The sequence below is a fragment of the Mannheimia varigena genome (assembly GCF_013377235.1).
GTDB lineage: Bacteria > Pseudomonadota > Gammaproteobacteria > Enterobacterales > Pasteurellaceae > Mannheimia > Mannheimia varigena.
The window spans coordinates 437,834-452,241 of record NZ_CP016226.1; the positions used below are offsets into that span (position 1 = coordinate 437,834).

At 38.1% G+C, this 14,408-nt stretch carries 10 protein-coding genes; 4 read left to right on the top strand and 6 right to left on the bottom strand.

Annotated features, from left to right (window positions below; genetic code table 11):
- Nucleotides 1-18 precede the first annotated feature (18 nt).
- The 4 genes from narQ to recJ form a co-directional block, all read right to left on the bottom strand.
- Nucleotides 19-1,656 carry a nitrate/nitrite two-component system sensor histidine kinase NarQ gene (narQ, locus tag A6B40_RS01950; RefSeq protein ID WP_418887713.1) on the bottom strand — a complete coding sequence of 546 codons (1,638 nt, stop codon included), beginning with the start codon at nt 1,654-1,656 and terminating at the stop codon, nt 19-21.
- 55 nt (nt 1,657-1,711) lie between these two features.
- The gene (locus A6B40_RS01955; RefSeq protein ID WP_176671394.1) at nt 1,712-2,533 is read right to left on the bottom strand and encodes a pyridoxal phosphatase; all 822 of its coding nucleotides are present in this window, start codon (nt 2,531-2,533) and stop codon (nt 1,712-1,714) included.
- Between the two features lie 95 nt (nt 2,534-2,628).
- Nucleotides 2,629-3,477, bottom strand: a complete 849-nt coding sequence (locus A6B40_RS01960; protein WP_025342556.1) for an OmpA family protein — start codon at nt 3,475-3,477, stop codon at nt 2,629-2,631.
- Between the two features lie 129 nt (nt 3,478-3,606).
- On the bottom strand, nt 3,607-5,328 hold the full coding sequence (gene recJ, locus A6B40_RS01965; RefSeq protein WP_176671395.1) for a single-stranded-DNA-specific exonuclease RecJ: 1,722 nt from the start codon (nt 5,326-5,328) through the stop codon (nt 3,607-3,609).
- A 235-nt stretch (nt 5,329-5,563) separates the two neighbouring features.
- Between recJ and A6B40_RS01970 the strand changes: the two genes are divergently transcribed.
- Entirely contained in the window at nt 5,564-6,781 is a 1,218-nt protein-coding gene (locus A6B40_RS01970; protein WP_176671396.1) for a hypothetical protein, read from the top strand.
- 69 nt (nt 6,782-6,850) lie between these two features.
- Here A6B40_RS01970 and dsbC read toward each other — a convergent pair whose 3' ends face one another.
- Nucleotides 6,851-7,534 carry a bifunctional protein-disulfide isomerase/oxidoreductase DsbC gene (gene dsbC, locus A6B40_RS01975; protein ID WP_176671397.1) on the bottom strand — a complete coding sequence of 228 codons (684 nt, stop codon included), beginning with the start codon at nt 7,532-7,534 and terminating at the stop codon, nt 6,851-6,853.
- Between the two features lie 8 nt (nt 7,535-7,542).
- Complete coding sequence (mepM, locus tag A6B40_RS01980) at nt 7,543-9,066, bottom strand: murein DD-endopeptidase MepM (protein ID WP_176671398.1); 1,524 nt, start codon at nt 9,064-9,066, stop codon at nt 7,543-7,545.
- 149 nt (nt 9,067-9,215) lie between these two features.
- Here mepM and znuC point away from each other — a divergent pair, with 149 nt between their 5' ends.
- The 3 genes from znuC (at nt 9,216) to odhB (ending at nt 14,336) form a co-directional block, all read left to right on the top strand.
- A complete protein-coding gene (gene znuC, locus A6B40_RS01985; RefSeq protein WP_176671399.1) occupies nt 9,216-10,031 on the top strand; it encodes a zinc ABC transporter ATP-binding protein ZnuC in 816 nt (271 codons plus the stop codon).
- A 156-nt stretch (nt 10,032-10,187) separates the two neighbouring features.
- Nucleotides 10,188-12,998 carry a 2-oxoglutarate dehydrogenase E1 component gene (sucA, locus tag A6B40_RS01990; RefSeq protein WP_176671400.1) on the top strand — a complete coding sequence of 937 codons (2,811 nt, stop codon included), beginning with the start codon at nt 10,188-10,190 and terminating at the stop codon, nt 12,996-12,998.
- Between the two features lie 108 nt (nt 12,999-13,106).
- A complete protein-coding gene (odhB, locus tag A6B40_RS01995) occupies nt 13,107-14,336 on the top strand; it encodes a 2-oxoglutarate dehydrogenase complex dihydrolipoyllysine-residue succinyltransferase (RefSeq protein ID WP_176671401.1) in 1,230 nt (409 codons plus the stop codon).
- Nucleotides 14,337-14,408 lie beyond the last annotated feature (72 nt).

Below are 14,408 nucleotides of genomic sequence, written 5' to 3' on the forward strand. Positions count from 1 at the left end.
TTATCCTTATTATTTTTATCACCGTATATTGATCATATTCGGTAAGACAATTTTCACTTTCACACCTCCACTTTCAATATTCTCAATGGAGAAATCAGCTTTCAATTCAGCTGAACGCTCTTGCATAATAGTTAAACCATAATGCCCCTCAGGTTCGGTATGGGTAGACAAGCCAATACCGTTATCTTGAATAATTAAACAATGTTCGCCTTCATCATTCGTTTCAGCAATTACATCTATTTCTGTTGCTTGTGAATGTTTAATGGCGTTCACTACTGCCTCTCTTACAATTTGTAAGATATGGACTTGTTGTTGAGCATTAAACATATGGGAAGGTAATTTACAACTTAATCGGAGCTGTGCTTCTGTTTTGGGTCTTAAACTTTCTAATGTTTTTTCTAATGCCTGCTGTAAATTTGCTTCTTGGATTGTGAGTCTAAATGTCGTTAATAACTCCCTAAGCTGGCTATAAGCATCATTCAATGCTTTTTCGAATACCGTTAGAATACTATTACGTTTTTCATCATTCTGTGCTAATTTCAGTAAACTAACTTGAATTTTAAAGAAAGTCAGTGACTGAGCCAATGAATCATGTAATTCTCGTGCAATAATCGCTCGCTCTTCCATTAATACCAATTGCTGCTGCTGTTTTTGTACTTGAACAACATAAATGCTTCGCCCGATCATCTCTGACACATTCTGCAGTAACCTCTCATCAGGGCAAAGTAACGAAGGTTTCCAGCTTAATATACCCAATTTTTCATTTTCTATCGCAATTTCAGTAGAAATCCACTCGGCTTGCGAGGCATTACCTATAGAGACGTTCCAATGTTCTGCACCATAAATATGTAATTTAATACCTAACAAATGTTCATTATCAAATACTGTTTTCAATACTTGATTAAGGACTTCTTTATTAATCGGTTTAGCAGTTAATAATTGAGAACATTGATACAACACAAGTAAAGAGCGATTAACTGCTAATAAGCGACGGGTTTTATCCTGAACCTTATCTTCCAATGAGGTATAAAGTTTTAATAATTCATTCGACATTTCAGTAAACGTCGAGGAAAGTAAACCTAATTCATTCGGCTCATTAACCGCTAATTTTATGTGATCGAAATCCTTATTTTGAATTTGCCAACTGGCTTTCACTAATTGTTCCAGTGGTCGAATAATTTTTTTCCGAGTGTACCACACTCCAATATAAGCCAAAGCAATAATCAGGAGCATTGAAACAGCAATTACTCCTGTAGCAATCTTTAATTTTAGCTCTGCGAACTCTTGCAAACGAAAAACAAAGTTATCCACCTTTCGTACATAATCTTCAATGTGTGTTGCATAACTGGCTCTGTCACCTTGGTTAACGTAAGACTGCATCGCATACCAATCTTTCAGTAATTGTTGGTAGCTATATATTACATTATCAGGTAGTAACCAACTTTGCTTAAGAGAACTCAGTTCTGTTGAGTGCAAAGTGCGATGATATTCCAACAAACGCTCGGCTAAATTCTCTTGCCTTAAATCCATTTCTGACAAAAGGCGATAGCTTTGCATACGCAATGAACCTGATACATTAATTAAACTGGCATCAGATTTATTGCTCCACATTATGCCAAGTGAAATGCCACTAATGATAGCAGCAAAGGCTATCATAATTAAAAAATAAAGCCCTATACGCCTTGCGATAGAATATTTAGGTTTGATCATATTAAAGATTAAATTGTACTTTTAATTCATTGGCAATACTGTCTTCATTATTTGAACCAATTGTTTTCTTCGCATTTTGCTGTACTTCTTCTTCTTCCGAACCACCCATTGCAATACCTAGTCCAACTGCTGCTAGCATAGAGATATCATTAAAATTATCACCAAATGCGATCACGTTTTCTAATTCAATCCCTTCTGTTTTTAATAATTCCGCGAGTCTTGCTCCTTTGCTATTACCAACGCTGGCAATATCAACACGATCTACCCACGACCATTCAGGGCTTACTTGATCAAGCGGTAGTTTTTTCACAAAATTTTGCATTTTGCCTAAATCAGGATCGCTGATTAACACTTTCCAAACGGTCAAGCCTTTATCTATTTCTTGCTGAAATTTCTCAACTTGATAAACATTCGGACGAACTTCTTCAGGACAAGATGTGACCCATTTTTGAAATTTTTCAAAGTGAACATTTAGCGTTTCATAAGTCATTGCATCCTCAAAATAAACAGCTGTATGAATACCTTGAGCTTGTGCCTCATTGATTAATTTCGATGCAACTTCCGGTGGTAACGGATTACCCATGATTGCTTTTTCATTTTTAAAATCATATACATAAGTACCATTACAGCACACAACAGGCGTGTCTAAATCTAGTTCTTTATAATAAGGGCGAACCGCTGTGTGATGCCTGCCGGTAACAAAATAAACCTTTATGCCCTTTTCTCTTATCTTCTTAATTGCCTGTTTACTAGATTCTAAAATCGTAGCATTTGATGAAAGTAATGTGCCATCTAAATCAAAAGCAACCGCTTGGTAAGCCATAATATTCTCCTAAGAAATAAAAGATAAAAGAAAAGGCAATTTTATCAAAATAAAATTGCCTTATTATTTTACTCTAAGTTAATTAAAACTAGAAATTATTTAGTACCGTTGTACGCAGGGGTTTGGTAAAGCGGAGCCGGACCATTAGGACCTGCAACGTTACCGCCTTCATTTTGTTTCATCACGCCACCGTTTGCGGAGATTTCCACTCGGCGGTTAGGGCGTAAACAGTCTTTTAACGCTTGACCACTTTCACCATCACAGGCTTTTACTTGATTTGCTTTACCGTAACCAACCGCTTCGATTTGAGCGCTCACGCCTTGTTGAATTAAACGTGCTTTAACTGTGTTAGAACGGCGTTGTGATAAGTCTAAGTTGTATTGCTCAGAACCTAAACGGTCTGTGTAACCTGCAACTTTAACTTGTTGAGCTTTAGATGTCTTTAATTGTTGAGCTACATTATCAACTACTTCTTTACCTTTAGTGGTTAAAGTATCTTTATCGAAGTCGAATAAGAAGTCACCCGTTAATGTAAATGATGAATTTCCGTTACAGCCATTTGGATACCAAAAGAAACTTTGAGCATTCATATTTTTGTCAAATAAGATTTTGAATTGACAGATTTTGTGAACACCATTTTCACGATAGTTAAATGCATAGTCCCATTCACGAACTGCGTATAAACCTTCTTCAAAGTGAGGGCGACCAATTAGGTTATATAATTGATCTTTATTCATCCCTTTTTCAATTTGACGCACATTTTCCCAATTTGGCCATGAGCCAAACTGTGAACCATCGTGGTTAAATTCAGATTCAGCAATTTTGGGGAATACTGGATTTTCCGTTGTACCTTCATCGCTTACTTTGCTTAAGTTACCGCACGCGGCGACTGCTAATGCAACAGACGATAGTAATAAACCACGGAAAAGTGTTGTTTTTTCCATTTGAAGTTCCTTATTTAATAACCTATTTAAAATACTTTACAACTCATGGGGTAAATATATAAGTTGCAATTCTGGGCGATTCTACAATACAAATATAATTAATTCTATTAAATTTACGTAAAATGACATTTAAAGATAATTCAGGTATTCCACTTTTAATTGTAACGCTTTATTTCCTCTAAACTCATTAATATCTAACTTATATACCATCCTCGCTTTCTTAGCAGAAAGATCAGGAAAATATCTTAAATCAATATTAAACCAAATAGCGTCTAGCAGCTGTCCACTATCAGATTGTAACATCAATTTCAAATGCTTCCCTGCTACTAATTTTTGTTGTAATAGCGTGAATTCCCCCTCAAAACAAGGTTCAGGAAAATTTTGTCCCCAAGGTCCACTATTCCTGATTAATTCAGCATTTGCTAAATTAAACTCTTGGATACTAAGTTCACCATCTGTATAAATAACACCCTGTAATTGCTCTGGTTCAACTATTTCATTAATTGTCTGATCAAGTAGTTGTTTAAATAATTCTAGCTTTGATTGATGAATAGTCAAACCAGCCGCCATTGCATGCCCCCCAAATTTTTCTATCAATTCAGGATACTGCATATCAATATGCTCTAGTAGATCCCTCATATGCACACCACTAATTGAACGTGCTGAGCCTTTTAAGTATTCACTGTCTTCACTTTCTTGTGCAAAGACAATAACAGGGCGATTAAATTGATCTTTAATTCGAGATGCTAAAATACCAATTACTCCTTGGTGCCAATCTGGCTGATAAAGTACAATCCCATGAGCTTGCCCTGATTGGGTGAGAGAAGGTAACTTTGCGCAGATAGCTAATGCTTCAGTTTTCATCTCTTGCTCAAACTCTTTACGTGTTTGATTTAGTGAATCTAATTCAAATGCAAGCTGGCGAGCAGTCTCCATATTTTCACAAATGAGTAACTCAACACCTAAAGACATATTTTCTAATCGTCCTGCGGCATTAAGTCTTGGTGCAATAGAAAAACCTAAATCAACCGCTTGCAGAGTTGATAGTTCCCGCTTCCCTACTTCAGCCAATGCTTTTATGCCTGCTCGACAATGGCCAGAACGTATTCGTTGTAATCCCTGATAAACTAAAATACGATTATTTCTATCAAGGGGAACCACATCAGCTACAGTTCCTAAAGCCACTAGATCAAGCAATTCAGCAAAATTCGGTTCAGCTTTATTCGCAAAATAATTTCTTTCCCGCATTTTTGCCCTCAATGCCATCATCACATAAAATATTACGCCAACACCCGCTAATGATTTAGACGGAAAAGTACAAAATGGTAAATTAGGATTTATTATTGCATCCGCATTGGGTAATGTTTCAGGTGGTAAATGGTGATCGGTAATCAAAACTTTAATACCGTGTTGCTTAAGTAACTCAACACCTTCAAGCGAAGATACACCATTATCTACGGTTAAAACTAAATCTACTCCCTTCCACAATGCCATTTCAGCCACAGCTATACTTAACCCATAGCCTTGAGAAAAACGGTCTGGAATTAAATAATCCACCTTTTCGAACCCTAACTGCTTTAGCGCAATGATTGCAAGCGAGGTACTCGTTGCACCATCTGCATCAAAATCCCCCACAATGATTATTCTGTTTTGTTTATCAAAAGCATTAATTAATAGCTCTACTGCTTGCTCAATGTTAGCCAGTTGTTGTGGTCTGTGTAAATGTTGGAGATTATGCTCCAGATCTTTCCTCGTTTTTATACCCCGACTTTGATAAATTCGATTCAATAAAGGATTTTCAGATAAAGTTTCCGTCGTTAATAAAGGACGTTTTTTAATTAGCTTTTCCACAGAAGTTCTTCTTTTTATAATAATAAGCGGTCTAATTTTGCATAAATTTTGCGATAACTCAAACTTTTCAAGATAAAAGTCTGTTCAACCTGATAAAAAGCAAACTATCTATTGATTTTTATAACTTTTAGATATACCTTATTCCAAAATGATTAATTTTATTTTTTATATCATATAACAATATGATTGATCTCGATTATTTTTTATATAAGTTATTTAAATAGGTATTATCAAGATGTTAAATAAATTTACCCTAACACTTTTATCTACAATAGTTTTAACCGCCTGTGGTAGCAGTGGAGGTTCCGGTAACACTCCACAAGAGAAGTACTCACCAAATGATGCTCTGGTTAAGCCCCTACCAAAAGCTGAGATACCACCAAAAGCTGAGGTACCGCCAAAAGCTGAGGTACCGCCAAAAGCTGAGGTAGCACCAAAAGCTGAGGTAGCACCAAAAACTGAGATAGCACCAAAAGCTGAGGTAGCACCAAAAACCGATGTAACACCAAAAACTGATGTAACACCAAAAACCGATGTAACACCAAAAACCGATGTAACACCAAAAACTGATGTAACACCAAAAACTGATGTAACACCAAAAACTGATGTAACACCAAAAACTGGTGTAACACCAAAAACTGGTGTAACACCAAAAACTGGTGTAACACCAAAAACTGGTGTAACACCAGAAACTGATGTAACACCAAAAACTGATGTAACACCAAAAACTGATGTAACACCAAAAACTGATGTAACACCAAAAGCTGAACAACCAAAAACAAATGCGGAGATTTTCGATTCATTCAACCGCGATGGTGGCAAGTTTACATCATCAAAAAAATGGATTTCACTGAAATTTGATGATGAAAACAAGAACATTCAAGTGATGCCTTTATACGAAAAAATAGCATTTAGCGAAGATCAAGAAGTGAAAGCACTATTAGATAATTCAGGGCGATTGTTGGGCTATTTCGGCTATACATCATTCAGTCATATTGAGCCAAACATTAATAATCCAGGCGAGGAAAGTGTAACACACTATAGCCTTCCAATATTAGAAATGGATAAAACACAAATGATACGTCCGAATAATGACCTTCGTTACGAAGGTTCGTTCTACTATGTCTATGATAACCGAGCAGTTACTGCATTAACAGGTAGGGTGAGCGGGAATTACAGTGATAAAGAAAAACGCCTGTTTTTGAATCTAATTGGGCAAAATAACGAATTTTGGGAGTTAAAAGAGAACTATCGCCAAAACGGAGTAAAAGTAGCGGAAAACGGCGAAATCTTTGGGCGAATTTATGATAACAAAACCCCAAACGCAACCTTTGACGGTGGTATTTACGGTAAAAATGGTGAAGTTTTGGCTGGAACACTAGAGTATGAGGATCATACAACGGAAAAAAATAGCTGGAAAGGTGTATTGGAAGCAAAAGTAGAAGCTCAATAACATTTAAGCGACAAGCGGTCTAATTTAGTAAAGTTTTTACAAAATCAGACCGCTTATGTTTTTATACCATTATTCTGTGAGCATTTTGGCAAGCTCTCTCGGCTCAACATAACCACCGATTAATTCGCCTTCTGAGGTAACAATATTAGGCGTGCCTGTTACGCCAAACTTAACGCCTAGTTGGTAGTGTTTTTTCACAATCTCAGGCGTTTTTAACTGAGTTGGTAACTTACCATTTTCTGCATCATTTAAGGCTTTTATTTTATCTTGAGCAGTCCAAATTGCTTCCATCTGTTTTGCTGTTTGCGTATTCATACCACCACGAGGAAATGCTAAATAACGAATAGTAATACCTAAATCATTATATTCTTTAATTCTTTCGTGCAATAAATGGCAATAGTGGCAAGTAATATCCATAAATACCGTAACCGCGTGCTTTTCATTTTTAGCAGGATAAATAATCATTTCATTCGCATAAGAATTTAGCTCTGCCATTAAACCTTGATTAGTAATATCAATCGCTTTACCATTTTTTAATTCAAAAATTTTACCTTGAATCACATACTGCCCATCTTGGCTAATATACACTATCCCTTCATTAGAAGTTGCCATTTTAAAACCTGATAATGGAGAATCTGAAATAGTCACATCCGTAGCCCCCATATTTTCAAGTTGATTTTTTAATTTTACATCTGATGCAGCGACAATGGTTGATACAAACATCAAACCTAACGTAATAACATTTTTTTTCATTAGAATCCTTACATTTTTAATTTTGCTTCTACATTCTTCGCTCTATTCAAGAATGCTTGGCGCTCTTTGTTATTCATACCAGAGTTAGAGCCTGGCAATTTTACAGTCATTGGATTTACTGGGCGACCATTAATATGAAACTCATAGTGTAAATGCGGGCCCGTTGATCCTCCCGTATTACCCGATAATGCAATACGCTCACCTTTTCGTACTCGCTGACCAGGTTTGACTAAACTCTTACTTAAATGCATATACACCGTGGTGATATGCCCATGCTTAATACGAATATAACGTCCTGCTCCCCGGGCCTGATATGCTACATGCTCTACTACACCATCGCTCGGTGCAATAATTGGAGTGCCGATAGGAATACCATAATCAACCCCCTTATGTGGGCTCACTCTACGTGTAATAGGATGTTTTCGCGCAGGGTTAAAAGAAGAAGTAATTCTTGCTGCATATAGAAGAGGGTGGCGAGCAAATCCCCCACTTAAAGTATCACCATGCTTACTATAGTAACGTCCGTTATCGGCTTGAATCGCATAGTAACTTTTCTTGCCACTAATCACATGAATACCTTCTACGTTACCCAAATCAGTCACTTTACCATTTACATATTCACGCTTGACTAAAATTGCAAATTTATCCCCTTTTTTCAACTTATTCGTTGCAATTTGTGATTGTAACCCTACTGCTAACTGACTAATTTGGCGATTTGATAAACCAACAGCTTTCAAACTAGATGCAAAACTATTTTGGATAGTACCTCGAACGACATCTTGCTTCCATTCACCTTTTTTCTCAAATTTTTGATAAATGAATTTTCCATTTGTAGTACGCTCATAAACTCGCTCCTCTTTCTCAGAAACGAGCCAGTTCATATATTCTAATTCACCATCATTATCTAATACCCAATAAAATTGCTGACCAGCCTCTAATTGGGCTAATGCTGGATGCTGTTTAATTAAATCTCTTGCAACAGAAGAACGTAAACCTGATTGATCTAATACATCTTTTAATTTATCACCCCTTGCAACAGTATAACTAAATTGTTCTTGAATTCGTAACGCTTGATCAGCAACATCCAATAAATCTTCTAATACTTTCTCCGCTTCAGCAGGTAGTGTTTCTGCTAATATAAAATCCTCTGCGGTAGTAATACTTTCTTCTACTTCATCATCTTGAGCAGTTAAATCATCTTCGTAAGACGTTGCGGTTTGATCATCAATAATAAACTCATCACCTTCTACAGATAATGCAGATTGTGTAATCAAATCCGTCATATAGCCAATAAAGCTTTGATTTTGAGCAGCTCCAAAACTTGCTTCAACATTACTATCCTGATAAGAGCTATCTTGAGCATCCAACACAATAATATTATTCTCTACGGATGTTGTATTATTTATTGATACTTGATCTTTTAAAGCAAGCACAATTCCAATAAAAAGGCTAAATACGGCTAATAAAAAAACCGCAATTTTAAAGTGCTTTTTATGCCTTTTGCGATCTCTTGCTAAAATTACATGTTGCAAAATATATCCTGATATCTTTTTAAAAATTTACTAAAATTTACATATTCCTCTCGATAGACTATTTTACCAAGAAAAAATTCATTTAATCTATTGTCATTCGGATAAAAATCCGCTACTTTTGCGCCAATATCCCCAAATTTTTTATAGTAATGAAAATTAACCAACTTATACCTAATGCAAACATCACTAAATTTGTATTAATAAAACAAAATCAGCCTTTAGTTTCACTACATAATATTGAGGTAACTTTTAATGGGCAGAACGCCCTACATAATATTAATATGTCTATTTACCCTAATTCTATTACAACCATTGTTGGACCAAATGGCGGGGGTAAGTCGACTTTACTGAAAGTGTTACTAAAATTAATTACGCCTACTAAAGGACAAGTCATTCATCAAAAGGGGTTAAAAATTGGCTATGTGCCACAAAAACTACATTTAGACCCATCTATGCCAATCACAGTTACGCATTTTCTCGGGCTCAAACCTCATACTAATAAGGCAATGATTGAGGAAGCTTTATCTCTATTTGCTATCCGCCATTTAGCACAAAACAGTATGCAAAAATTATCTGGTGGAGAACTTCAACGGGTTCTGCTTGCTCGAGCTATCTTAGATAAGCCACAACTATTAGTATTAGATGAACCAATGCAGGGGGTAGATATTACAGGGCAAACCGAACTCTATCAACTATTAAATCAAACACGTTCTTGGTTAAACTGCGCTATTTTAATGGTTTCGCACGACTTAAATATTGTAATGGCAAATACAGATGAAGTACTGTGTGTAAATAAACACATTTGTTGTGCTGGTACGCCCGAAGTAATTACAAATGATCCTAGTTTTATCCATTTCTTTGGTGATCAATTTGCTCGTAACGTAGCATTTTATTCACACAGTCATAACCACCATCATAATCTACATGGTGATGTTTGTTCGGGAAAATGTGAATGTAATCATTAAAATATCTTGCTTTGTTTATAATTTGTAAAAAATTTGCTAAAAATAACCGCTTGTAAGTAAACAATTATGTAAAAATCAGACTTATATCACATTTTCTTTACTTTATTTGAAGTATAATGCGAGCATGATTCAACACCATAAATAGGTCAGGCCTTTATGCAATATAAACATTTTGATGATTGGATTTGCTCTTCTCCTCTCGGCGGTTCAAACCAATCTTATGTCGAAGAAATTTATGAACAATATTTAGAAAATCCAGCAAGCGTTGATGAAAGCTGGAGAACCATCTTTGATTCATTCCCTAAAACCTCTCATATTGAACAGTCCCATTCAAAAGTACGTGAATATTTCCGTAAATTAGCCCGCGAACAACAACCTCAATCTGTAACTGTTATTGATCCAGAAGCAGGAGCAAAGCAAGTTCGTTTACTTCAATGGATTAATGCACACCGCTTTAGAGGCTATTTAGAAGCAAAACTTGACCCAATTAATTATTATCGCTGGAAAACCTCCAGTGTACCTGAGCTAGATTATAAATATCACGGCTTTACCGATGAAGATCTAAACGAAACTTTCTCTGTTGGAAAATATGTTTACGGCAAAGACACAATGAAACTAAGTGAACTCAATACAGCATTGAAAGAAACTTATTTAGGTCCTATCGGCTTAGAATTTATGCACGTTCAAGACATTGAACAGCGTAACTGGCTACAAGCTAAAATCGAAAGCGTTATCCACAAACCGCTTTTCACTAAAGAGGAAAAACTCAATCTATTAAGTGAACTGACTGCGGCAGATGGTTTAGAACGTTACTTAGGGGCGAAATTCCCAGGGGCGAAACGTTTCTCGTTAGAAGGTAGCGATGCGTTCATTCCAATGATGAAAGAAATTATACGCCACTCCTCTCGTCAAGGAATGACAGATGTAGTTGTAGGTATGGCTCATCGTGGTCGTTTAAATATGTTAGTAAATGTATTTGGTAAACGCCCGGCGGAATTATTCGATGAATTTGCCGGCAAGCATGCTGATGAAAATCGTACAGGCGATGTAAAATATCACCAAGGTTTCTCTTCAAACTTTGCGGTAGATGATAAAAACGTTCACCTCACTTTGGCATTCAACCCATCGCATTTAGAGATCGTAAGCCCGGTAGTTATCGGCTCGGTACGTGCAAGACAAGAACGTATGCGTGACACCGAACACGAAAAAGTGTTAGCAGTGACGGTTCATGGCGACTCTGCTGTTGCAGGGCAAGGTGTGGTGCAAGAAACCTTAAATATGGCGAATGCTCGTGGCTACAAAGTGGGCGGTACGATTCGTATCGTCATCAACAATCAAATCGGCTTTACGACCTCTAATCCGAATGACACTCGCTCTACCGAATTCTGTACTGACATTGCGAAGATGGTCCAAGCACCGATTATTCACGTCAATGGTGATGATCCGGAAGCGGTTGCATTTGCGGCAAGAATGGCGGTGGAATATCGCACCAAATTCAAACGCGATATTTTCATTGATTTGATCTCTTACCGCCGTCATGGTCATAACGAGGCGGACGAGCCGTTAGCGACTCAGCCGATGATGTATAGCATCATTAAAAAACACCCAACGCCACGCAAAGTTTATGCTGACCGCTTAATTGAAGAAGGAGTATTAACCAACGATCAAGAAATTGAAATGCTCAATCTCTATCGTGATGCCTTAGATAATGGCGAACGTGTAGTGGCTGAATGGCGTGAATTAGATATGGCAGCAGTTGATTGGTTGCAATATCTCAACTATGACTGGACTGCACCTTATGAGAGCAAATTCCCAGAAGATCGTTTCTTAACCATTGCTAAGCGTGTTTGTGAATACCCTGAAGCACTAAAAGCTCATTCTCGTGTTGAGAAGATTTATGCTGATCGTAAAGAAATGTACGAAGGCAAAAAATTATTTGACTGGGGTATGGCTGAAACAATGGCATATGCAACTTTGCTTGATGAAGGTACACACGTTCGTTTATCAGGTGAAGATGCAGGACGTGGTACATTCTTCCACCGCCACGCCGTTATTCATAACCAAAATGATGGTACAGGCTATGTACCACTAACACAGTTACACGCAAATCAAGGCCGTTTCCAAGTTTGGGATTCCGTACTTTCCGAAGAAGCGGTTCTTGCCTTTGAATATGGCTTTGCAACAACTGATCCGAAAACCTTAACTATTTGGGAAGCACAATTTGGCGACTTCGCCAACGGAGCACAAATTGTGATCGATCAATTCATCAGCTCTGGCGAGCAAAAATGGGGCAGAATGTGTGGCTTAGTGATGCTTCTTCCACACGGTTATGAAGGTCAAGGTCCTGAACACTCCTCTGCACGCCTTGAGCGTTATTTGCAACTTTGTGCTCAGCAAAATATGCAAGTGTGTGTACCATCAACACCTGCTCAGGTTTACCATATGCTACGCCGCCAAGCAATTCGCAAAATGCGTCGTCCATTGGTTGCGATTACACCAAAATCGCTACTACGCCACCCGCTTGCGGTATCATCGCTTGATGAACTCATTAACGGTATATTCCAAAATGTGATTGGCGAGATCGATAATATCGATCCGAAACAAGTTAAACGTGTGGTAATGTGCTCGGGTAAAGTTTACTACGACTTAATTGAAAAACGCCGTGAGAACAATCAAAAAGATGTTGCAATTATTCGTATTGAACAACTCTACCCATTCCCTCTTGAGGAAATGAAACAAATTCTTGAACCTTATGCTCACGTTACTGACTTTGTATGGTGCCAAGAAGAGCCATTAAATCAAGGGGCGTGGTATTGCAGTAAACACAATTTTGAAGCTTCTATTCCGGAAGGGGCAAAATTAACTTACGCAGGCAGAGTGGCTTCAGCTTCTCCAGCGGTAGGCTACCCATCACTACACGCAAAACAACAGAAACAGCTTGTTGAAGATGCTTTAACCATTGCTTAATTACAATAAATGGACGTAGATAATACGCCTTACAAGCGGTTAATTTTCAACAAAATCTTACAAATTTACTAGACGTAAAATACGCTCTAACAAGAAAAGGAAAATAAAATGACAATCGAAATTTTAACGCCAGACCTTCCTGAATCTGTAGCTGACGCAAGCGTTGCAACTTGGCATAAAAAAGTGGGAGACAGTGTAAAACGTGATGAAATCCTCGTTGAGATCGAAACAGACAAAGTAGTTTTGGAAGTACCTGCTATAAGTGATGGCGTACTTGCTGAAATTACACAATCGGAAGGTGCAACGGTTGTGTCAAAACAAGTTTTAGGTAAATTAGATACAGCACAAGTAGGCGATATCAGCTCTGCCACTATTGAGCAAAAAACAGAATCTACCCCATCAGACCGCAAGCACGCTGCGATTGAAAACAGTCACGCGAATGCAGACGATCAAGGCCCGGCAATTCGTCGTTTATTAGCGGAACACGACCTGCGAGCAACAGATATTCAAGGCAGCGGCGTGGGTGGCAGAATTACCCGTGAAGATATTGAAAAAGAGATCGCCAAGCGTGTGCAACTGGCTCAAGTGAAAGAGTCTGCCACAACGCAAAACACCGTTAGCACCGTAGCATTCAACAGCCGCAGCGAAAAACGTGTGCCGATGACTCGCCTACGCAAACGCATTGCAGAACGTTTACTTGAAGCGAAAAACACCACGGCAATGCTCACCACTTTCAACGAGCTGGATATGCAGCCGATTATGAACCTGCGTAAAACCTACGGCGAGAAGTTTGAAAAACAACACGGCGTGCGTTTAGGCTTTATGTCGTTCTACATCAAAGCCGTGGTGGAAGCATTAAAACGTTACCCTGAAATCAATGCCTCGATTGACGGCGATGACGTGGTTTACCACAACTACTTCGATGTCAGCATTGCAGTTTCCACTCCTCGTGGCTTAGTCACGCCGGTGTTGCGTGATTGTGACAAACTAAGTATGGCGGAAATCGAGAAAAAAATTAAAGAGCTGGCGGAGAAAGGCCGTGACGGCAAACTTACCGTGGAAGACTTAACCGGCGGTAACTTCACCATCACCAATGGCGGCGTGTTCGGTTCATTGATGTCTACCCCGATTATCAATCCACCACAAAGTGCGATTTTGGGAATGCACGCTATCAAAGACCGTCCGGTTGCGATTGACGGACAAGTGGTGATCCGCCCAATGATGTATTTAGCCTTAAGCTACGACCACCGCTTAATTGACGGCAAAGAGTCTGTCGGCTTCTTAGTCACCGTTAAAGAGTTGCTCGAAGACCCAACTCGCTTATTGCTAGAAATCTAACAAATTCGACCGCTTGTAGTTTTCACTACAAGCGGTCTATTTATAATAAAAATTTACATACCTATATGCTGC